This window comes from Marinoscillum sp. MHG1-6 (assembly GCF_024714475.1).
GTDB lineage: Bacteria > Bacteroidota > Bacteroidia > Cytophagales > Cyclobacteriaceae > JAMZMI01.
Map to the genome: position 1 here is coordinate 842,672 of NZ_JAMZMI010000001.1, position 22,747 is coordinate 865,418.

19 protein-coding genes are annotated in these 22,747 nt (G+C 43.8%); 7 read left to right on the forward strand and 12 right to left on the reverse strand.

Features of this window, described 5'->3' with window-relative positions; all coding sequences use genetic code 11:
• Positions 1–6: 6 nt before the first annotated feature.
• The 4 genes from NXR94_RS03690 to NXR94_RS03705 form a co-directional block, all read right to left on the reverse strand.
• Positions 7–1,104 (reverse strand): VWA domain-containing protein, encoded by a 1,098-nt coding sequence (locus NXR94_RS03690; protein ID WP_258103224.1) that lies wholly within the window; start codon positions 1,102–1,104, stop codon positions 7–9.
• A 306-nt stretch (positions 1,105–1,410) separates the two neighbouring features.
• Positions 1,411–2,025 (reverse strand): sterol desaturase family protein, encoded by a 615-nt coding sequence (locus NXR94_RS03695; protein WP_258103225.1) that lies wholly within the window; start codon positions 2,023–2,025, stop codon positions 1,411–1,413.
• 49 nt (positions 2,026–2,074) lie between these two features.
• The gene (bshA, locus tag NXR94_RS03700) at positions 2,075–3,223 is read right to left on the reverse strand and encodes an N-acetyl-alpha-D-glucosaminyl L-malate synthase BshA (protein WP_258103226.1); all 1,149 of its coding nucleotides are present in this window, start codon (positions 3,221–3,223) and stop codon (positions 2,075–2,077) included.
• A gap of 44 nt (positions 3,224–3,267) precedes the next feature.
• Positions 3,268–5,652 (reverse strand): serine hydrolase, encoded by a 2,385-nt coding sequence (locus NXR94_RS03705; protein WP_258103227.1) that lies wholly within the window; start codon positions 5,650–5,652, stop codon positions 3,268–3,270.
• Between the two features lie 233 nt (positions 5,653–5,885).
• On the opposite strand from NXR94_RS03705, the gene NXR94_RS03710 reads away from it, so the two are divergent.
• The 5 genes from NXR94_RS03710 to NXR94_RS03730 are packed head-to-tail and all read left to right on the forward strand — an operon-like array spanning position 5,886 to position 10,853.
• Entirely contained in the window at positions 5,886–6,233 is a 348-nt protein-coding gene (locus NXR94_RS03710) for a hypothetical protein (protein ID WP_258103228.1), read from the forward strand.
• Positions 6,233–8,080 (forward strand): DNA mismatch repair endonuclease MutL, encoded by a 1,848-nt coding sequence (gene mutL / locus NXR94_RS03715; RefSeq protein WP_258103229.1) that lies wholly within the window; start codon positions 6,233–6,235, stop codon positions 8,078–8,080. The genes NXR94_RS03710 and mutL overlap by 1 nt, the downstream gene beginning before the upstream one ends.
• Positions 8,077–8,871, forward strand: coding sequence for a rhomboid family intramembrane serine protease (locus tag NXR94_RS03720; RefSeq protein ID WP_258103230.1), 795 nt, complete (start codon positions 8,077–8,079; stop codon positions 8,869–8,871). The genes mutL and NXR94_RS03720 overlap by 4 nt, the downstream gene beginning before the upstream one ends.
• A complete protein-coding gene (locus NXR94_RS03725) occupies positions 8,871–9,800 on the forward strand; it encodes a rhomboid family intramembrane serine protease (protein ID WP_258103231.1) in 930 nt (309 codons plus the stop codon). Before NXR94_RS03720 ends, NXR94_RS03725 begins: the two co-directional genes overlap by 1 nt.
• Before the next feature lie 36 nt (positions 9,801–9,836).
• A complete protein-coding gene (locus NXR94_RS03730; protein WP_258103232.1) occupies positions 9,837–10,853 on the forward strand; it encodes a sugar kinase in 1,017 nt (338 codons plus the stop codon).
• 46 nt (positions 10,854–10,899) lie between these two features.
• Here the strand turns inward: NXR94_RS03730 and NXR94_RS03735 are convergent, their stop codons facing one another.
• The 4 genes from NXR94_RS03735 to NXR94_RS03750 all read right to left on the reverse strand — a co-directional run bounded on the left by NXR94_RS03735 (position 10,900) and on the right by NXR94_RS03750 (position 16,557).
• Entirely contained in the window at positions 10,900–11,421 is a 522-nt protein-coding gene (locus NXR94_RS03735; RefSeq protein WP_258103233.1) for a hypothetical protein, read from the reverse strand.
• A 90-nt stretch (positions 11,422–11,511) separates the two neighbouring features.
• A complete protein-coding gene (locus NXR94_RS03740) occupies positions 11,512–12,864 on the reverse strand; it encodes a M28 family metallopeptidase (RefSeq protein ID WP_258103234.1) in 1,353 nt (450 codons plus the stop codon).
• 82 nt (positions 12,865–12,946) lie between these two features.
• Positions 12,947–15,310 (reverse strand): beta-glucosidase, encoded by a 2,364-nt coding sequence (locus NXR94_RS03745; RefSeq protein WP_258103235.1) that lies wholly within the window; start codon positions 15,308–15,310, stop codon positions 12,947–12,949.
• A gap of 293 nt (positions 15,311–15,603) precedes the next feature.
• Positions 15,604–16,557, reverse strand: a complete 954-nt coding sequence (locus NXR94_RS03750; protein WP_258103236.1) for a hypothetical protein — start codon at positions 16,555–16,557, stop codon at positions 15,604–15,606.
• 295 nt (positions 16,558–16,852) lie between these two features.
• Between NXR94_RS03750 and NXR94_RS03755 the strand changes: the two genes are divergently transcribed.
• The gene (locus NXR94_RS03755) at positions 16,853–17,533 is read left to right on the forward strand and encodes a DUF481 domain-containing protein (protein ID WP_258103237.1); all 681 of its coding nucleotides are present in this window, start codon (positions 16,853–16,855) and stop codon (positions 17,531–17,533) included.
• A gap of 6 nt (positions 17,534–17,539) precedes the next feature.
• On the opposite strand, the gene NXR94_RS03760 is transcribed toward NXR94_RS03755, so the two are convergent.
• From NXR94_RS03760 to NXR94_RS03770, 3 genes are all read right to left on the reverse strand, one after another.
• Positions 17,540–18,658 (reverse strand): NAD(P)/FAD-dependent oxidoreductase, encoded by a 1,119-nt coding sequence (locus NXR94_RS03760; RefSeq protein ID WP_258103238.1) that lies wholly within the window; start codon positions 18,656–18,658, stop codon positions 17,540–17,542.
• Between the two features lie 8 nt (positions 18,659–18,666).
• Entirely contained in the window at positions 18,667–19,113 is a 447-nt protein-coding gene (locus NXR94_RS03765; protein WP_258103239.1) for an SRPBCC domain-containing protein, read from the reverse strand.
• A 123-nt stretch (positions 19,114–19,236) separates the two neighbouring features.
• Complete coding sequence (locus NXR94_RS03770) at positions 19,237–19,839, reverse strand: hypothetical protein (protein WP_258103240.1); 603 nt, start codon at positions 19,837–19,839, stop codon at positions 19,237–19,239.
• 318 nt (positions 19,840–20,157) lie between these two features.
• Here NXR94_RS03770 and NXR94_RS03775 point away from each other — a divergent pair, with 318 nt between their 5' ends.
• Positions 20,158–21,825, forward strand: a complete 1,668-nt coding sequence (locus tag NXR94_RS03775) for a DUF5107 domain-containing protein (RefSeq protein ID WP_258103241.1) — start codon at positions 20,158–20,160, stop codon at positions 21,823–21,825.
• A gap of 294 nt (positions 21,826–22,119) precedes the next feature.
• Here the strand turns inward: NXR94_RS03775 and NXR94_RS03780 are convergent, their stop codons facing one another.
• Positions 22,120–22,467: an MmcQ/YjbR family DNA-binding protein gene (locus NXR94_RS03780; RefSeq protein WP_258103242.1), complete on the reverse strand. Its 348-nt coding sequence runs from the start codon at positions 22,465–22,467 to the stop codon at positions 22,120–22,122.
• Positions 22,468–22,747 lie beyond the last annotated feature (280 nt).

Sequence of the window (22,747 nt, forward strand, 5' to 3'; positions counted from 1 at the left end):
TAATATTCAGAGGTTCTTGCGTCGGTTTCGTTTATAATCTTCAAAAATCAGATTACCCAGCCCCTTGAGACTGCTGTAGTAGGCATTGCCATTATTGACCTGGGTAAATTCTCTCACAAACTGTTTTAGATATGGATCTGAGGCAATCATAAAAGTTGTGATTGGCACATTGATCCTCCGGCATTGCGCCGCCAGATTGAGTGTTTTGTTCAGGATTTTTGGGTCTAGTCCGAAACTGTTTTTATAATATTTGATCCCTTGTTTCAGGCAGGTGGGCTTCCCGTCGGTGATCATAAATATTTGCTTGTTCTTATTTTTTCTTCTCCTCAGGAGGTCCATGGCCAGTTCCAGCCCTGCAACCGTGTTGGTATGATAGGGTCCTACATTGAGATAGGGGAGATCTTTTATTTCTATTTGCCAGGCATCGTTTCCAAAAACAATGATATCCAGGGTGTCTTTGGGGTATTTCTTAGTGATCAGCTCGGCCAGCGCCATTGCCACTTTTTTGGCCGGAGTGATCCGGTCTTCTCCGTACAGTATCATGGAATGACTAATGTCAATCATCAATACTGTAGAGGTCTGCGATTTGAATTCACGCTCTCGGATAGATAGATCGCTTTCCGTTAACATAAAATCGCCAAACCCATGGTTGATTTGGGCATTTCTCAGACTTTCGGTTAGTTCAATTTGCTCCGGGGAGTCTCCAAACTGAAATTCACGGAAGTCACTACCAATTTCATCTCCCTGACCAGAGTGTGGGGTGTGATGGTTTCCTTTCCCTGACTTTTTAAGTTTTCCGAAAATTTCCTCCAGTGCACTTTTTCGAATGCTTTGTTCACTTTTTGGTGTGATCCTGATCTCGCCTTTGCCTTCCTCGTCAGTGATATATCCTTTGCTCTTGAGGTCATCAATGAAATCTCCCATTCCATAATCCGGACTGGTGAGGTTATATTGACGATCAAGGTTGGTAAGCCAGCTTAACGCCTCACTGGCATTGCCGGAAGTGATGGTCAGTAACTGGATAAAAACCTGTAGCAGATTCTCAAAGGCCGACTTCTGAGGGTCTTTATCTGGAATGAACTCGGTAAACCTATAGCCTATCATTTCGCAGTTTTAGTTACTACAACTAAAAATACCCAATAATGATTTCTATTGTCAGTGATATTCCTGATTTTGTTGTTGAATTAATGCATTTGTCAGAACAAATGTGATGACTTAATTTTAGCGAACTAATCGTCTAAAACATATGCCTGGCAGAAGACCCATATTCGCAACTCTGGTCACAAACATTTACCGTTTTTTAAGAGACACGTTGTTTAAAGCGACCATAGAGCCGGCTTCCCCAGTAGAGCGTAGGGCGAAGAGGATAAAAAAAGGGAAGAAAACTTCTCCCCCTGAGTCTTAAATCGCTTATTTCTTGGGCATCGTTCTGAAGATGTAATCCCAAAGCGGGGAGGACACCCCAAATGCGTTGTTTTCGTCCTTATAATGATGGATACCGTGATGCACCCAAAGCACTTTGAAGAAATTCTTAGGTGGCTTGAAGGCATGAACCATATAGTGAACCCAAAGGTAAGAGGCGTATCCCATCAGAAATCCCGGTAAAAAACCGAACACGAAATCTCCCATAATTAGTCTAAAAAGGAAGAAGAATCCTGCAGCCAATAGTAATGATAATGGTGGCGGCATAGCCAGACGATCTTTATCTTTTGGATAATCATGGTGAACTCCATGAACTGTGTAAGCAAACTTTTCCTGTTTCGGCGTATGCGGAGTCAAGTGAAAAACAAAACGGTGCATTATGTACTCGACCAGCGTGAAGGTGAGTAATCCGCCTACAAAGAGTAGAGGAGCGTTCAAAGCACTGATGTATCCGTAGTCAATTCCAAAATAAATCAGACTAGCAGAAATAACACTGAAAATGATCAAAGGGATCGCTATGTGTGTTCTGGTAAGCTTTTCAAGAAGCGGGTTGTTGAATAACGCTTTCGTGCCGTTGGTGTGTGGTTTGTTTTTGAGTTTCATCTCGGATAAGTGAACTGGTACAAAGTTAGCCCTAAATTACAATTTTGAACTATATCAAAGATGATGCCTTTGATTTTGTTTTCTGTAAAGTTCTATTGTACAGAGATTCATAGACCGGCAAAATGTTGCTTACTTCGAAATCAAGCGCTCTTTTTAAGGCGTTAGATTTGAAAGTGGACAAATTTCTGTCATCCAAAATATGCATTGCCTTTTCGGTCATGGTCTTAATATCACCCACATCGCAGGTAAAGCCGGAAACGCCATTGAGATTAAGCTCTGGTAGGCCTCCTGCATTGGTAGAGATCACCGGAACTTCGCAAGCCATGGCCTCTAAGGCGGCTAGTCCAAAGCTTTCTTTTTCCGACGTAAGCAAGAATAAATCTGCTACTGATAAGACCTCTTCAACGGCTTCCAGTTTACCCAAAAATCTCACATCATCACAGATACGATACTCGCGGCAAACCTCTTCCATTTCATACCTCTCAGGGCCATCACCCACCATGAGTAATTTTGAGGGAACCGTCTCGTTGACATTCTTGAAAATATCCAGCACGTCTCTGACACGCTTTACTTTTCTAAAGTTTGAGGTGTGGATGATGAGTTTTTCATCATTCGGGCAGATTGCCTTTTTGAAGTGTTCTTTCTTCTGCTTTTTGAAACGATCCATGTCAATGAAGTTAGGGATCACTTCTATCTCCCGCTTAATATCGAAATGAGCGAGGGTATCTTTTTTAAGGTCTTCTGAAACTGCAGTCACTCCATCAGATTCATTGATGGAGAAGGTCACCACAGGCTCGTAGGTGGCATCTTTTCCTACCAACGTAATATCTGTACCGTGAAGCGTCGTAATGAATGGAATATGAATCCCCTTCGCCTTTAATATCTCTCTTGCCATATATGCAGCGGATGCATGCGGGATAGCATAATGTACATGCAGCAGATCAAGCCCCTCATGCTCCACGACATCCACCATTTTACTGGATAATGCCAGTTCATAAGGTGGGTAATCAAATAGAGGATAAGATTTTACAGATACTTCGTGGTAAAAAAGATTGGCATTGAAAAAATCAAGCCTAGATGGCTGAGAATAAGTGATAAAATGCACCTGATGGCCTTCTTTTGCCAACGCTTTTCCCAACTCTGTGGCCACCACGCCACTTCCCCCGTAGGTCGGATAACAAACAATTCCTATTTTCATATTACTCGATTCCAAAGTTAACACAACATGTGCTGCCTTTGTTCCTAGTTAATCCATTTGGACAAGATAGCTTCATAAACTACATCCTGAACCCTTCTACGGATGTCATTCCTAATAAGTTTATAATTATTCGCGTCCGGATATATTCGGTTCGACAAAAAAACAAAAACCAGATCAAATTCAGGGTCAATCCAAACCAGCGTGCCGGTAAATCCCGTATGCCCAAAACTGTTGATTGAAGCATTTTGCGAAGCATTTTTCGAAAAATAGCTTTTTTTATCCCAGCCCAGTGCACGACGATTACCTTCAAAATATTTCTGATTAAAGTAGTCTATAGTCTCCGGAAGAAGCACCTGCTTGTCACCATAGCGACCTCCCTGGGCAATCATCTGCATGATGATGATCAGGTCGTGAGCATTTGAAAATAATCCTGCATGGCCGGCGACTCCTCCGAAAATGGCAGCATTGCGATCATGAACCTGTCCCCAAACCTGTTCATTGCGGAAATAATAATCGTATTCCGTTGGGGCGATCTCATAACGGTCAATATTTTTCTCCATTGGGGAAAAGGTGAGTCGGTTCAGCCCGAGAGGGATATAAAAATGTTCGTCCAGAAATGTTTCCATCGGTTGCTGTGCAACCGCTTCTACTACCTGATGCAGCATCATGAAACCAATGTCTGAGTATCTGTAGCTCGGAATACTGTCAAAACGTGTCAGCGGACTTAAGCGAATCCAGTTTTTTAATGAATCCATCAGGGCAGGTGTTGGCTTCAGACCATAAGAACGAGTATCATTTTTCTCTGCCTCTTCATCTTCATAGTAAAATGGCTCCAGTCGATCTGCCCCAATCGTTTTTTTCCAAAAAGGGACGTAGGATACCAGGCCGGCATTGTGAGAAAGTAATTGACGGAGGGTGATGCTCGCTTTATTGGTTGCTTCATATTCGGGAAGGTACCTGGAGATGGACTCATCCAGCTGAATTTTCCCTTGCTCATAAAGTTTCATCACGGCTAATAACGTGGCAGATACTTTGGTGACAGAAGCAAGATCATATAAGGTGCTATTACTTGTGGGAATCAGGCTGTCATAGGTGAGATATCCGAATCCTTCTTCCATTACAATGGTCCCATCTACTGCAACTGCGACCTGGCATCCTGGTGTACTTCCTGTATTAATGGCCTCATTAATAATTTCCTGAATTCTTTCTTTACTCTCCTGATCAAGCCCTACCATTTCTGCTGGAGCATACCCTAACCGTCCTGTTCCTAATAAAGGCCGGTTATAATAATTATTGAAGGCTGCGGTTGGCATAGTGCCGGAAGCTCCAGCCGCACCCATAAGTATCTGGGGGAGCTCATATTCATACATAGAATTATACGTAGAGGTCAGGAGGGCACCATCGATTTGCTGGTCATATTGCAGTCCCTGACTTAATTCACCCATGAAGATTATACATCTATTGGCAGTGTTGTAATCTTTTAGATCCACATCCAAATTGTCGATTACGATTGGGGCTTGACTGTTTTGAATACCATCTTTCGAAGTAATTAGGTAGGCATATTTTTCCAGCATTTGTGCCATGGGACTAAAGGGTCGCAGAGTAATGAGGCAAATAGTATCATATTTGAGGGGGAGCACCCCTGCTTGTTTTTGGATAGGGATAATTGATTCCCTACTGATTGCTACTGCGAGTTTGTTAGGCAGCTTTCTCTTATGTATGTCGCTGGCAGGCGCATATTTCTGCATCAAAGCATTTTTTATGTCAATCTGGTGACCGCTAAACTCAATACGCCTGGCGTGTTTTTGAATACTACTCTCCAGATCGACTAACGTAGATGGACTCATTGCCCAAAAGGAGTGTTCATCAAAAACTTTCCGTATGTGTTTTTTCTTTTTGCTCCTGGAAAGCGAAATATCACTTTTAGCTATAAAGAAGAAGGGGTCAAATGAGTGAATCAGGTCAATTAATTCGGCTTCTCTAGGATTAGTTTCATTTCCATCAGGCAACACTGCCCGGTTGACACCATAGCTTTTGCACAGGTTTTTTAAGAAAGAAAAGTACTCCAGCAGGATTTCTTCGTTTCCAATGGATGCCAAAGTGTGCAGGGTGGGAAGGTTATCCAACTCCTCCGGAGAGGGGTTAAGTCGATGATCTAGCTGTAGCGACAGGGAAGGAATAAAATCCCTGTTAAAAATATATTCGTCAAATGCACCAAAAGGCCGTGTAAGGTAGATCCCACCATTTTCACTAATCGAGTTAGGGCTCAGTTCAGCCAGATCCTGATTGCCATCTACCATAATCCAAATAAGCTGCCGGGCCTTTTCTTCCGGGGTCATGGTCAGATACAAACTATCTGCTTTTTTGTTGCTCAAAGTAGGTCCAGCCCACACCCAATGAGGTAGGAAAATGGCTATAAATATGATCAACAAAAAGCGCATTGAGTCAAATCTCTTAACTTTGAATGAATGAATGAAAAGATATTGATGTTATTGTCTTTTTAATTCAACGAAAGTTCGGCTGGCAGGAATTCCATGCGTGTGGATTTTTTGCTCATTGCACTCATAATGAGCAGGTTGTGGAGAATGGCATGCGTACATCATTTTTGAAAGAGAAAAGGAGATTCCGAAAGCCCAAGTTTGACCATATTATTGATAAGTAAGTGAGATTTCCATCATTCATAAGACTCCCTAGAAACAGGCGGTTCGAGTTTACTCCCAGGTATTATGACCCAATAAAGGAGGAAATAGAGGAAAGAACCGAGCGCATCAAGCAGGAAATGGAAGGTGAGCAGGGAGATAATAATTACACCTCGGGAAGAATCAAATTTGAGCGGAAGGCCCAATCGGTGCCCAATTCATCATTTTTACAGATGATCATTGCGGCTGTCTTGGGTCTGGGAGTAATTGGCTGGTTATTTTATGGCAATGACGTGCTCTACGCGCTTTGGCTGGCCGTTCCCGTTTATCTTTACTTTCGCTTTAAAAATCGTATTCCTAAAGGTCGTTAATGCAAGACATCATTCATCTTTTGCCGGATAGTATCGCAAATCAGATCGCGGCGGGAGAGGTCGTTCAACGTCCTGCTTCTGTGGTGAAGGAGATGCTGGAAAACAGTATTGATGCAGGAGCAAAAGAGATCAAGCTGATCATACGGGAGGCGGGAAAAACCCTCATCCAGATTATTGACGATGGTAAGGGGATGAGCGTGACAGATGCACGCATGAGCTTTGAAAGGCATGCGACATCTAAGATTCGGACAGCCGAAGACCTCTTCAGAATCATGACCATGGGTTTTCGTGGAGAAGCGTTGGCCTCCATTGCTGCAGTTGCACAGGTGGAAATGAAGACGAGGAGAGTTGAAGATGAGCTAGGGACACTTTTGCAAATTGAAGCCTCAGAAGTAAAAAAGCAGGAACCGATCCAAACCAAAGCCGGAACTTCTATCTCGGTCAAGAACCTTTTCTATAATGTTCCGGCAAGAAGAAATTTCCTCAAGTCCAATCCGGTTGAGTTAAGACATATTACGGATGAGTTTCAGCGTGTGGCGCTGGCCAATGCTCAGGTGTCCATGAGCCTGATCCATAATGACATGGAGATCTACAATGTGGAGGGGGGCAAGCTGTCGAGGAGGATTGTACAGCTCTTTGGTAAAAACTATCAGCAGCAGTTGATCCCCTGCCAGGAAGAAACCCCACACGTGAAGATCACGGGCTACATCGGAAAACCGGAATTTTCAAAGAAGACCCGTGGAGAGCAGTATTTCTTTGTCAATAATCGCTTTATCAAAAGCAGCTACCTCAACCATGCCGTGACTACGGCTTACCAGGGACTGCTTAAGGAAGATTATTTTCCATTCTATGTGCTTTTCATCGAGATGGACCCTGTACATGTGGATATCAATGTGCATCCAACCAAAACGGAGGTCAAGTTTGATGATGATCGCATGCTTTACGGGGTTGTGAGTGCTGCCATCCGTCAGGCGTTGGGTTCATTCAATGTGACGCCATCGCTGGATTTCAATACAGATGTAAACTTCGAGCATTTCATGACGCAGAATACCTCTTTTGATCGACCGAAAGAATCTGCGAGTGACAAGCAATATGCTCAGTTTAAAAATATTGACCGGGATAAGGACAAAGCCAAAAACTGGGAATCGCTTTATGACTTTGCCAAGAGAGAGGACATCATTAGTCCGGAGCAGCTGCAAAAGGAGTCTGAGGGATTGCCGGAGTCTCCTACCATGACATTTTCCAGTGCGGCAAACCACATGGAGGAAAAGGTGGTGGATCAAGGGAAAACCTTTCCTCTGCATGATAAATACCTCATCCGGCAGGTAAAGTCGGGAATGGTGGTGATCGACCAAAAGGCAGCTTTTGAGCGTATCCTTTTCGAACGATACAAGCAAAAGATGGATACGCAGGGAGGAGCCTCCCAGTCGAGTTTGTTTCCCCAGCAAGTGGCGTTGAACCCTTCGGATTACGCGCTGGTCATGGAGATCAGGTCGGAGATCCAGCGGCTTGGCTTCGAATTTGAAGAACTAGGTCAGCAAATGATCGTTATTCAGGGGGTGCCTGCGGAACTTTCGGGATGTAACGAGAAAGAAGTGTTTGAGGAATTGCTGGAGCAGTTTAAGTTTAATAAAAGGGAGCTTGGCGTATCATCCAATAATGAGAATCTTTGCCGGGCACTGGCCAAAAGGACCGCAACTATCAAATGTAAAAATCTGGCAGAGCCGGAGGCAGAAAGATTGATCGATCAGCTTTTCGCTTGCAGTCAGCCAAATTATACACCCGATGGTGTGTCCACTTTTGTAATCATCAATTTAGAACAAGTTAAATCCTGGTTTTCGTCATGATGAGAATGACTCCCATCGTAAAGAATATACTGATCATCAATGTGGTGATCGCCTTGATTCAGGGCTTTTTAAACCTGCCGCTCAACGACTGGCTGTCATTGCGGGTGATCTTTTCACCTGAGTGGGCACCCTGGCAATTTTTTACCTACATGTGGCTGCATGCAGGCATGTGGCACCTTTTCGGAAACATGTTCGCGGTATTTATTTTCGGACCGATGCTCGAGCATGTATGGGGTTCTAAACGCTTTCTTACTTTTTACATGATCTGTGGAGTGGGTGCGGGTGTACTTTATGGGGTAGCCGATTTTTTTGAAAAACTACCGGTCAAGCAGCAGGCGCAGGAGTACGTTATGAATCCGAATCCCGAGGATTTTAGAATCTTTATTCTCGACCATAAGCTGGATGTACGCAGTGCAAGTATGCTCACGGACTTTTCCGATGAGTATTATGAGCATCCGGATGATCAGACTATGATCAACCAGAGTAAGCGTTATGTGAGTGAAATACTGTCGATCTATATTAATGGATCGATGGTAGGAGCATCGGGAGCCGTTTTTGGAATTCTAATGGCCTTCGGAATGTTGTTTCCAAACACCCAGCTGATGCTGCTTTTCCCGCCGATACCTGTCAGGGCAAAATATATTGTCCTTTTTTATGGTCTGTACGAACTTTATGCCGAATTTAGTCGTGCGCCGGGAGACAACGTGGCCCACCTGGCTCACCTGGGAGGAATGCTTATTGCATTCATTTTAATTAAATATTGGGCTCGAAAAAGCAATAGATTTTATTGATGCTAGGAGGAAACAGCATACTCGATGACTTCAAAAATGCGTGGAACAGGCCCAACAATTCCCCGGCGCAGCTGATCATCATCAACGTCGTTGTCTATTTATTTTTAGCCTTACTCTACCTGGTTTCGAGGATTGGTGGTTTTGAGGCTTTCTTCGCCGTAGTATACGATCAGTTTTCTATTCCTCCCTCTATGGCGGAATTTTTGACCAGACCATGGACACTCATCACCTATGGGTTTGCGCATAGCCTTTCGGATATTTTTCACATCATCTTCAACATGCTGGTGTTTTACTGGTTCTCCAAATTGATATTGGAGTTTCTGGGAAATAAGAAAGTTATAGCCATTTATGTATTAGGGGTGCTGGCAGGAGCGGCGGCATACCTGTTGGTGTATAATACGATTCCATTTTATCAGGAGCAGATTGGTAACCTCAGCGGAATGGTTGGTGCCTCGGCTGCAGTCTTTGCGATCGTGGTGGCAGCGGCTGTTTTTATGCCAAACTATACTTTCTTTTTACTGTTTTTGGGACCAGTAAGGATTAAATATATAGCTGCCTTTTATGTGATCCTGTCACTTCTGGGTTCAGCCGGAGGAAATGCCGGGGGTAACATTGCCCATCTCGGAGGTGCTTTGATCGGCTGGTTGTACATTTCTCAGCTTAGAAAAGGAACAGATATTGGAGCCTGGATCATAGGGACCATTGACTGGGTGAAAAGCTTCTTTGTGTCACAACCCAAGATCAAAGTGACCCATAAAGCAGAGAAATCCACCACCAGAAAATCCACCTCCCGGGGAACTGTCAGGAGTGCCGGAGCGGATTCTCCTGATCAGGCCGAGATCGATGCCATTTTGGATAAAATTTCGCAGTCGGGTTATGACAGCCTCACCAAAGAAGAAAAACAAAAGCTATTTAACGCGAGTAAATAGCCATTCAATAAACGATAACCTAGCCTTAGTAATAATATGATTGCAACACTTGGAGAGATCCTGTTGAGACTCACCCCTCAGGACAATGGTATGATCCAGCAAATGGGAACTTATCACGCCAACTTTGGGGGCTCTGAAGCCAACGTGGCCATATCTCTGGCCAATTTTAAAGTACCTACCCGATTCATATCAGCACTTCCTGATAATGACCTGGGCAAAGCAGCCAGTTTCGAACTGTCAAAATACAAGGTAGATACCCATCACATCCCGATGAACGGAAACAAGATGGGCCTGTATTTCGTACAGCAGGGGTCATCTATTCGCAAGAGTAAGGTGATTTACGATCGGGAAAATTCTTCCTTTGCGAAGCTGAAACCTACTGGACTGGATTGGAACCGTGTATTTGTCGGAGTAGACTGGTTTCACTGGTCGGGAATAACACCTGCTCTTTCGGACAATTGTGCAAAGGTTTGTTTAGAGGCCGTGAAAAGAGCTTCAGATGCCGGTATTACCATTTCTACTGATCTCAACTATCGATCAACGCTGTGGAAGTATGGTAAAACACCTTATGATATCATGCCGGAACTGCTGGAGCGCACTACACTGATGCTCGGTGACCCCAGGTCCCTGGAAACGATGACAGGCATTCCTAACCCATTCAAAGGTGATATCAAGGAGCAGTTAGATAAGCTTCCCGATTATTACGATTTGGTTTTTAAGAAATTTCCAAACCTCAAGTATATCTCTACCTCCCTGCGGACGATCATCAACGATACTCATCATAAGTGGATGGGTGTGATCTATGACGGTACAAAACTGTACCAGTCGAAGGAATATGATCTATACCCTCTGATTGATAGAGTGGGAGGAGGAGATGCATTTATGGCCGGACTGATCTATGGTGTGGTGAAATATGATGACCCGCAAAGGACTATTGATTTTGCTACAGCGGCCTCTGGGATTAAGCACACCATTTCGGGAGATTTTAATCTGGTATCGGTAGATGATGTTCAGGACTTGCTGGAAAGCGGGGTCGGGAATATTAGTAGATAGGTCCCAAAGATAAGACAGAGCCTTCCTTTGAGACCTCAGTTATATTCTAAAGTGAGATTGTTGTATCATTCAGGTATCTGAACAGGGAGCCGGCGTCACCGTAAAACTGCTGATAAACAATTTTTCCTTCTTCATTGAAGTCGAAGGACTCATATCCTTTTACGACTCCGGATTTTGCTTCGGTGGAATCTGTGCCCGGTTTGGTCACCTTCCAATCTCCATAATAGCGAACGGAGCCGTTGGGGAGCTTGGTTTGTCCATCGACGCCGGGTAGCACTATAGGGCCATTGACCAACTTCCAATCATATCCATCGAAGGATTTTTGATCATACTTTATTAACTCAGAGAGACTGATAGAGTCTTTTTTGGCTCCGAAGTAGGTGGCACGAATGACTGCACTATCGGCATAAAATTTTGCGTGGTCAACCGATTCGTTCTGATAACTGGCCAGGTAGTCCAGTATGGTCTGAGCATTTTGTTCATATTTCAATTGGGCAGAATTGTCTACCGGCGCTTGGCAGGATACGATGATCATACCAGTGATTAGGGTGTAGATTAGGTTTTTCATGTTGTAATTATATGGTTTACAGAAAGTTATTGAAAATAACTGAAAAGGCTTAACCTAATCCATGTAGGGTAGTAGTCTGTTTTTAACGGCTTAATTGATGCCGTCAATAAACCTTGTCATGAGTCTGAAGTAGTCTTCAAATTCTGTGAGTGGGAGGGTTTCTGACCGGTCGTAGATGTCGTGGTAGGCTTGTATTCCGCCCAGGGTATAAATAAAAAAGCATGGTACCTTTTTGATGTGAAAGATACAGTGATCACTGTTGCAGGCCTCACCTCTGATTTTCACTGCGGCCAGGAGATCTTGCTCTTCATTGATTTGTACCAGACGATCGAATTGCTCCTTGTAAACAGACCCATTGACCACTTGAATGCCATCATCACCGGTTCCTGAAATATCAAAATTGATGAGGAACTTGATTTTGGCAAGTTCAAACAGTGGGTTCTTTACGAAATGTTGAGCACCGAGCAAACCAAGCTCTTCACCTCCGAATGCGATAAAGACCGTGTTATATTTCGGTTTATTAGCCTTGTAATATTTGGCCATGTTTAGCAATAGGGCAATCCCGCTGGCATTGTCATTAGCCCCAGGAAAAATGGCATCTGACCCCATCATACCAAGGTGATCATAATGCGCAATCAGCACTACCAGAGAATCCTGGCTTTCACCTTCGAGATATCCTATAACATTTTGAGTTTTGTATTTAGGAAAGAACTTGTTTTCGACCTCCACTGAGACCTGAAGGACTTTCCCGGAGATGCTTTTCGTCGAAACCGTGAAAGACGGCTTACTGTATTCAATGGTAGACCCACCCCAGGTCAATTTATCCTTGGTCAGAGTGATAGTGCCCGCTGCCGGACTGTCGGGATGATATTTGATGAAGTTGATGACCTCCGTGAGTTCCTTTTGTTCGTCCTTTGAGTAGTCAGCCTGATCGTAGGCAGGTATGACAATAAATTGATCCTGAGCACTTCTTAATTTTTCGATCAGGGTCGGACGATCCAGGAGGTCATCCGCACCAATGGTTACCGTCGTGAAACTTCCCTGAAGGCCCGGTGACCCTGCGTCAATCAAATAATCGGCCCCAGCTTTTAGCTGCAGCCCGTTTATTGAAAGTGACATCGTAGCCGGGAAGGTATTGACCGAAGTTGTAAATTTCTGTTGGTAGTCCTTTTTGAAACACTTAAGTCCAATTTCATCAAATTCAGTACTTATGTACTCCGCCGCGATTTTGTCACCGGAAGAAACATAGCCACGACCATAAAACTCATCTGATGCCAGGGTCTTCACAACCTCCTTTGCATAGCTGAAGTCCTGAGCAACTGCCATCCATGAAGTAATAATACTGAGTATGATTGTGAAGAAGTATTTGGACCGTATTTGAAGGCTTTGAGCCTTTTGATCATGAAGCATAAGTGAGAAAGATGATGCGTAAATATTTTTCAACCTAATTAATAATACCACTTTCGGTAAGCAAAACCAATAAAGCGGTTTGAGGAATTGACAGAGTGTTTAGGAATTAAATCAATCAACGGCTTATGCTTGAGGAGGACAAATCATTAATTGCCATTTTTGGCTTGACCGCATTACTGAGTGTTTCAACTACGATTTCATCAGCTATCACAAAGTTTGCTGTGGTTCTAATGTCTTCGGACGAGGAGCCAATTTTTACCTCATATTCGCCAGCTGACACAACCCAGGAGGCCCGATCTGTATTCCATGAGGCGTAATCTTTAGGCGCTATGGTAAAGGTCATCTCCATTTCCTGTTGGGGATCAAGTAACGGGGTTTTACCAAAAGCCCTAAGCTCCAGGGCTGGTTGATCCAGCACGGTATCCGGTGAGGTAATATAGACCTGTACCACTTCTTTTCCAGCCCGGTTGCCACTGTTACGTACATTGACCTTAATTTCAATCTTTCCTGCATTATTGCTGATGGTCGCAGCGTCAAATTCAAATGAGGTATAGGATAATCCGTAACCGAACGGATAGGCCACTTGTTGATCGAAGGTGGAATAGTATCTGTAGCCTACATAAATACCTTCTTCATAAATGACTTGAGCAGGAGCTGCTGTAAATATTCCGCGAATGTTTATAGGATCACCCAATTCCTCTCCCGGAAAGTTTTTGGAGCTAGGCACATGCTCATATTTGATCGGAAAGGAGGTGGGTAGTTTGCCGGAGGGATTAACCTTTCCGGTCAGTACATCCACTACTGCATTTCCAGCTTCCTGGCCTCCCTGCCATGGTAGTACGATGGCATCGACTTTGTCTCTCCAGGACTGCATTTCGATCACATTACCGATATTGAGTATCATGACTACTTTTTTACCTTGTGCATGATAGGACTTTGATATTTTTTCAATCATATCCTGTTCAGTTACAGTGAGGTAGAAGTCTCCTTCCAGTTTTCTATCTTCAAATTCTCCAGAACTTCGACTTAAGGTAATCAATGCCAGATCAGAATTATTGGCAATGCTTTCAACTTCCTCATTGGTTAATGGTCGTTCAGGAATGACCGGGAGCGGCATGAAAATATTGGCGCGTGGGGGACTTTTAGCTTTTTCATCTTTCAAATAGGCTTCGTAAGCTACCTCGAGTTTTTCATCAATGGTAATGCCGGCGTTTCTGAGGCCCTGAACCAGTGAAATGCTGTAGGCCTCTACGACATCACCACTGCCTGTCCCTCCGGTAATAAAATCATAGGAACCAATACCAAAGGCCCCAACTTTTAGCTCATTGGATTCAACCGGAAGGACTTCATCATTTTTCAACAATACTGTTCCTTCAACTGCGACCTTCCTTGATAATTGTGCATTGGCATCCAGGTTGGGTTTGTTGCTGTATGCATAACCATTAAATGAAGGGGAGTTGAGCAATATTTTCAGGATGCGTCCTGCATTGAGGTCCAGGTCTGATTCGGTAAGTGTTCCGTCGTTGAAGCCATCTTTAAGAGCTTTTCGCTGTTCAGATGTTCCCGGCATGAGCAGGTCATTTCCGGCTTTCAACTGGCTCACTGCATCTGTCCCGGCAAACCAGTCGGTCATCACGAAGCCTTCATAACCCCATTCATTTCTGAGAATGCCGGTGAGTAAATCGTAGTCTTCAGAAGTAGGTGTACCATTGACCATGTTATAAGCACTCATAACTGTCCAGGGGCTGGACTCTTTGATGGCTATTTCAAATCCTTTCAAATAAATTTCTCTTAATGCTCGTTCACTCACGACAGTATTCAGCAGGTTTCTATTTGTCTCCTGATTGTTAGCTACAAAATGTTTAACAGAGGTACCAACACCGAGAGACTGAACTCCATTGACCAAAGAAGCCGTTATTTTCCCGGATAATAATGGGTCTTCTGAATAGTATTCGTAGTTCCTGCCTGCCCGAGGGTCACGGTGAATATTGAGAGCTGGCGCTAGCAGTATGTCCATGCCGTATTCTTTCACTTCGTTGCCCATAGCTACACCCATTTGATAGGCCAGATCGGTATCCCAGGTAGAAGAAATCAATGTGGCTATGGGGAATGCTGTACAATAATAGGTTTCCGTTCCTTCGATCGGCATAATGCGGACTCCTGCAGGACCATCCGTGGTGAGTAGCCCCCGGATGCCCAGAGAATCAAAGGTGTACGTGCCACCAACAGCACCTGCCACTCTTATAGGTTGGGAGGTTTCGAAACGGCCGGGGAAGTTGAACCCTATTCCAACAACTAGATTGATTTTGTCATCAACCGTGAGCCGTGTCAGAATATCATTGACGCGTTTATCGGTGCTCAAGTCCTGATTTTCGTAAGGCTGCATGGTGCCATCACCATTGAGGTCGGTAAAGTTTTGAGGTTTCTGTGAGCATGAAAGGGCCAAAAGAAGTAACAGGGGTAGGATAGAAAGTTTCATGGCTAAGTCATTTATGGGGATGTTGAGGCTATTAGAAATTTACAGCTATTTGGCCACAAAAAACATGAATGGCTCCGTGAAAGCATTTTTGAAGTCTTTCTAATTCCGGTCGGAAATGATTGGCTCTAGGTCGGGAACGATTGACTGATGGTGGTGAATGATTGCCGGATGGTCGTCTGTCATTGACAGGAGGCGGTGGATGATTTTCCTGTGGTCGGGAGTGATTGCCTGGAGGTTATGAATGTATTTATTCGATTAAGCGAACATAGCCAGTCAATTAGGAGAATGCATGATTATTGACCGTTAGAGTCGTTTTTCCGCCACAAAATCAGTCCTAAGTAGCATATGACCATTCCTGCGTAGGCGGGCAACAAATGTATCAGATCAGTATACCCTACAACAAAATGAACACCTACAGCACAACCAAATCCAGCAGTCATAGCTATGAACACAATTTGTCTAAGGTTAATGGTAGCTTTCGCACGCCTAATACTGAAAAAGAAGAGCAGGCCGATAGTCGCAACACCACCACCGAAGGAAGCCCGATCATGTGCGATTAATGGAATCAGGTTCTCGTTTACTTCATCTAGTCCGCAAACGGTAATTTTCATGAAGGCTAGATCCTGGGGAACAAAAACGGTGGTCATACCTACAGTCATGATCGTAAGGCCTCCCGCCACCAGTCCAAGTGAGGTGAAGAGCAATAATGCTTTTCCAAGTCCATACCGGGTTTTCAAGTTGATCTTTTCTGATTGTCCGAGCAAGTCCTTAAAGCTCTTATTATCGAGAAGGGTATAGGACCTGACCATCCCTAAAATGAAAAATGGGAGCAATAATAGCGTCGACAATCCATGCCATGAGTCGAGGTAGCCATATCCCAGGTAGGTCAAAAAACTACCAAACCCAACAATGCCTGATATTAAGAGTAAGAACCAGGCCCAGGGCTCTCCATTTCTAAGTGGAAATTCGGTGAGCCACATATATAATGCTCCGACCGCAATAATGGATCCTCCGAAAGCTACGCGGTCGTGAAACATGAAAAGGTTGATCCTTCCCTCATTATACTTCCAAAGCTCCGAAGCAGAGAGACCAATAAACTCAGTGTCATGAGGAAGAAAATGGCCACTTAATGATTGCGCGATCACTAGCAAGCCAGAGAGTATAAGGATCAGGCCTGTGAAGATGAGCAATGGCCTCCCATCTCCAATAATGACCTTGCCAATTGTTCTGTTGTCTCTATTGTGCATTGCAAAATGGTCTGGAGTCATCGATTTTTTTAAAACAGGATGCTACCTCGTTGTTTACCAGCTTAATTATACTGTTTTCAAATAGCAAAATCAAAGCGCCGGAGCGCAATTCCGGGAGCGACTAAATTAAGATCAGATGGACATACTAATATTCTGAAGCTTCGTTGATCTATAAAAGACACTTATTATTAGACACTATATATTTTTCATATCACTTTTTATCGTTACCGAGGGGTACTCTCAAATCCTTAAGGTAGACAAGGGGGACCTCACTGCTGATTCAGCAGGGTACCTGATGGGCAGCGTGAATCTGGACTTTAACCTCAATAATAAAAGTGCCACGGCCGAGCAAAGTATCACTTATGTGGGGCTGATTGCGGGTGGAGATTTGGTCTATGTGGGTAAAGAACATGCCTTCATTCTCATCAATCAACTGAATTATTTTAAAACCACTGGCGGTCCTTTATTCAGTACGGGATATGCCCATTTTCGGGTCAATTTTCTGCGTAAGCGAAAAGTCTCTTATGAGGTCTTTACGCAGGTGCAATATGATGATGGACGAAAGATGCCGTTCCGAATGCTGGAAGGAGGAAATGTCAGGATTAGACTGAAAAACAGGAAGACCAAACTGTACCTTGGGGTAGGGGCCATGTATGAAAGGGAAAACTGGAAAATGCTGACAGAGGGGTCCCCTATTATAGAAAAGAACCTATTTAAAATGACCAATTATATCAGCTACAAGCAGGCGATTAACCAAAGCGTGGACCTCAATCTGATTGCCTACTACCAGGTTGGTTATGATAAAGACGCTGACCTTTTCCGAAACCGCATTAGCGGAAACGCGGTACTCAATATCAAGCTGACCGATGTTTTGGCGTTTAATACCACTTTCGCTGCTCAATATGAGGACCATCCGATCATACCCATCAATGGGTTTGTGTATTCGCTCACAAATGGTTTGAAATGGTCGTTTTGAGAAAAGTCAACCCGGCTTCAAGGCATCGGCAATGATTTTCGATTCAAGAGCAACTTCTCTCAGCATTCCTGTAGATGATACGTGGAAACCGCAGAAGTAGAGATTGTCTTTTCCAAAGTATGTCCTATCGGAAAGCTTGTTTTTGAGGTCTTCCTTGCGTTCCTCATCCAGCTTTAGCAGTTTATCTAACCCGTTTTCATAGCCTACAGCTGTAATGATAGCATCAAACTGCTCTTCGCGTTCGTCCTTGAATCGTATCAAATCGTTGTGGATTTGGTCAACATCACCAAAGACCCTTATAGCGCCTTTTCGGATCAGATCCATGGTGCCAACATCCAGCAAAGGAATCCGATGATGCTCCGTTATTTGCTCAAAGGGACCATAAGGAAGTTTTTTCAGACCGTATTTTTCAAAGTCTCCAACGATGAGTCGAAGTATAAGATGATTGAGTTTGTCTACCCACCCGGGTCGGAATCTGGATTGCCAAATGCCGATTTGCAATACAGGAATACCCAATATATCCCTTGGGACCACATTCACAGGTGAGCGAACGGAGAGTGCGGGCCTGGCACCATGCTCATGAAGGCAAATGGCAATTTCACAGGCAGAATTACCAAACCCGATGACCAATACCTTTTTGCCTTGAAAAGGCTTTCCATTTTTATACTCGGTGCTATGCAGGACTTCCCCTGGAAAAGTCTCCAAACCTTTCTTGGTGTATTGCCTGGGCCGGTTCGTGTTTCCAGTGCAGATGATCAGATTTTGTGACCGAAAGGTGCCGTTGTTTGTTTCGGTGATCCACTGCCCATCCCGCTGATAAATGTTATTTGCTTCTGTTTCATAACTGGGGTTGATACCTAAGTCAAGGCAGTACTTTTCCATGTATTCGACTACCTGTTGCCTGGAAGGGTACTTTGGTATGTCACTTGAATACTTAAGGAAGGGTAGGTTGGAGGCACTTTTATTTGTGTGGAGGTGTAACCGGTCATAGTGGTGCCTCCAGGCATTGGCAACGTGAGGATGCTTTTCGATGATAAGATAATCAACCCCTATCTTCCCAAGTTGGGCTGCACAGGAGAGACCAGCAGCGCTCGCCCCAATGATTAGCGTATTAAGGTCGTTCATAGGCTTTGTCAGGGGGAGATGCCCTCAAGATATTCTTTGAAGCTGACCATCACCTTTGGCCAGGCTTCTTTGACTGCCTGATAGTACCAATCCCAGTCATCACCTTCCTGATAGCCATCCTGGCATAAATAAACATCGGAGGAAGAGTCATTTGGAATCGCCTTCACCCAGAGAGACATTGGCCCCAAAAAGGGTTTATCGGGATTGAGATAAACAAAATCGGTAATTGTTAATTCGCCAGCGGGATCGTAGTTCTTGATAATCCCAGTGGAGACAAATGCCATACCGGACTCTGTTATATTCCAGGCAAGTGTATAGATACCGCCAACCTTTTTTTGAATCAGACATTTCTCCACTTCCCACCATTCCTTCAGCATTTGTGCGTCCATGAAGGCTTCGATCACCCGTTCAGGAGTGGTATCAATTTCAATATTGACTTCTACTTTTTTCGACATTGCTTCTCGTATGTCCTCTGTCAGCTTAAAGGTAAGAAAGGAAATTTGATATCGAAGAGGTCAGTAGAGGCGTTTGTCATATGACCAATGTGTATGAGGGACAGCTTATAATGTCTATCCTCATTAGTTGATACCCTTCACCAGCTGATCATAAAACACCTGAATCTTTTCAGGTGACAGGAAAAACATTTGTCCGTCTTTTAGCTTGATGAGTAACATCTCCGCTTCGATATGAAGAGAACTTAGTCGTTCGGCATTTTCCGAGCCGCTGCTACTGCCTCGGGGGGTGATAGTCAGGTATATGTAAGCCGGGGACTCCTTCCTGATTTTATAGATCAAAGTACTCAGGTCCGAATCGTCCCTGAGGCCATATTGTGTACTTACTTCATTCAGGAAAAAGTCATAGGTCTTATCCTGATCCAAAAGAATCACCTGCTCGATTTCATCAAATCGGATGAAACGCTTGTGAAAAAGAGGCTTTCGGATGGTTAGGCCATCCTGAGAGATAGTAAAACGGATGAAAAACTTTAGAAACGAGGCTACAATGACGTAGATAAAAAACCCAATTATGCCTCCGGGAACCAAATAACCCCAATGCCAGCTTATTTCCTCAGGGGGTGTCAATGCCAAAGGCACCACCGTGCATAGGGCCAAAATGGCCATTCCAGCATATACTGCAATCTTAGCGTTTTGGTTGGTGTAGGTGAGGTAGGTGGTTGGCTTCATAGAGGAATTGAACAATTTGATTCAAATATGAAGATATTCTTGAAATATCCGCACCGCCAGTTAATATCGTTAGTTGTTTTAAGTGACGCTCATCGCCCAACACTTAAAATAACGAGAGGCATGGTCAGGCTCTTTCCCAAATTCATTTCCAGAAGGCCAAATATTTCATTGCCGTAGAGGGTGAGTTATTGTGAAATTCAGCTAAATAATTGCTGAACTTCCCTGCAATCGTCGATTAATTGTAGAATTAATACTTCAATACTACATCAGAAGCGCTGTGAGTTGTCCCTTCTATGAATAGGGGGGCTAAATTCCTATATGCGTAAAATAACAATGGCCCTTATTACCCTGTTACTCATCATTCCTGCTAAGCCTCTTCAGGCGCAAGTTGTCCTGCGGGATACATCTATCAGCTGGCGGCATTTCGATTATTCGCTCAATGAATATTATGGCATTCAGCAATATGATCGTAATAAGGTTGTCGACAGGACTTTCAATGGAGTGACACTTGAAAATGAACTGGTGAAGCTTTGTCTGATACCCGAATTTGGTGGCAGGATCATCTCCTTTATCTATAAACCCACAGGACATGAGCAGCTCTATCAAAATCCGATAGGGGTTCCCTACCAAATTGAGACGGGCATCTTTTACCACAACTGGTTGATGGTCTACGGTGGGATCTTTCCCACGTTTCCTGAGCCTGAACATGGCAAATACTGGAATACCCCATGGAACTATGAGGTGATCACAAATACCCCTGAAAAAATTGAAGTATCCATGTGGCGTACAGATGACCTTAACAACCCCGGACATCCCGGTCAATATAACAATGGGGAGACAGGCATCACCTGCCATTTTAATGTGATTCTGGAGAAGGGCAAACCCTATTTTGATGTGGATGTGACTTTAGAGAATGATGCCACATCCAACAATTACGAATATTGGACATGCATCACCTTTGCGCCTGGATCAGAAGTTGGGAAGACCTTAACGCCGAGCAACTCAGAAATGATCGTTCCTATTGATAGGTACCAGGTGGGCTGGAATAACGGAGACTGGATGAACCGGCTGGATCCAATAGTGCAAGGTACTTTCGATATCGTACGTGAGTATGATCAGCTCGCACACTTATCCAACTGGCAGGATATGGGAATCGCCTATGCTTACCCAACATTACAGGAAAACCACTATGGGGTGGTTAATCACGACAATGAGGAGGGGTTGTTCAGGATTTCCAGTGATCAGTCCACCACGCCCGGCATGAAATTTTGGACATGGGGCGATCAACAGGGACTATCTGCTGATCCCACGGACTTCTATAATGCAGCGCGACCTTACATCGAATTATGGTCAGGCGTATCTCAGGAGTTTTTTGAGGATGCCTTTCTAGGTGCGAACCAATCCACCAGCTGGACAGAGACCTATCTACCCACTGTTGGGATACCGGGTACAGACTTTATCAATAAGGAGGTCTCATTTTATGCAGAGATGGATGATAACACCCTCAAAGCATATGCATTTCAGCCAATCGCAGCGGATGCTTATGGGATCGATTTGATCATTAAAGAGAAGGGCATAGCTGAGACCGTGTATACAGAAAATGTTTCCGTAATTCCCGCGTTGGATGAATCAACGGTTTATGAACTCAACCTGGAAAGTCTGGGTCGAGTAGGGGAATATGAGGTTAACGTCTCGCTGATCCGAAACAATGAAATAGCCTTTACCAAAACGATGAACTCGGCCGTGCTGCTAGGGACACAACCATCCTTCGATCCAAAGCTTAGTATTGTAAATGGGGAAATTCAGATCCAATTTAACGGCTCAGCAAGTCGGGCGATATGGGTCTATGATCTACATGGAAGAATGATCTCGACCGTTGAATCCATAGAGCAACAAGTAGCAATTCCTCTGGTTCAGTCTGGAATATTGATTCTAGTTGTACAAGAAAATGGTACGACCTGGTCCAAAAAGATTCTGGTTAGATAAGGTTTTTTTGGGGCAACTTCGCAATATGCTGATTTAAGCTAAGGTGTTTTAAGTGTTAGCGTGGCTCAATTTAAACAGGAAAAATGAAGGTCAGTGTCTTCAGACACAGGCTCCTAAAATCGAATGATAATAATTATCAATATTGAGGTCCGGAGATGATTGTTGACCTCGTAATTATTGGAAATAACCTTTGGCAATAGGAAAATCCGTGTCAGAGACACTTAAGATGATATGCCATTTTAAGTGACGCTTATCGCTGAACACTTAAAATAGCGAGGGAGCGTTATTTTCGTTTTATTCTTTATTGTCGGGGATGACAATTTCCGAGAGATTTTTTGGAGCAACTTCACAATATGCTGACTTGAGCACATCCTTCAACAACTCTTCATTGACTTCCTCTAGGTCTACGAATGTCCAACCTTGTTTCCCCCACTTTTTATCAACTTGATAAATGTTCGAGCTCTTTGAGGAATATGCCTCCTGGTCAGTTGCTGATAATTTAACTGTGACCTTATGGTTCGTTTCGTTGTAGGTAGCGAAAATTTTCTTTCTGACCCGAAAGGAGATCTTTTCAAAGTGAGGTTCAATGCTCACTTCCGGGAAGGACAAGGCTATGATTTCTAGCGTTCTGAAGGTAGCCATTGGCAATATTTATGAGTGTTAGGGCATATCAGCAAAACTAAGTTGTTTTAAGTGTTAGCGTAGCTCACTTTAAACAGGAAAAATGAAGGTCAGTGTCTTCAGACACAGGCTCCTAAAATCGAATGATAATAATTATCAATATTGAGGTCCGGAGATGATTTTTGACCTCGTAATTATTGGAAATAACCCTTGGCAATAGGAAAATCCGTGTCGGAGACACTTAAGGTCATATAATATTTTAAGTGACGCGGAACGCTCAACACTTAAAAGAACGAGGAAA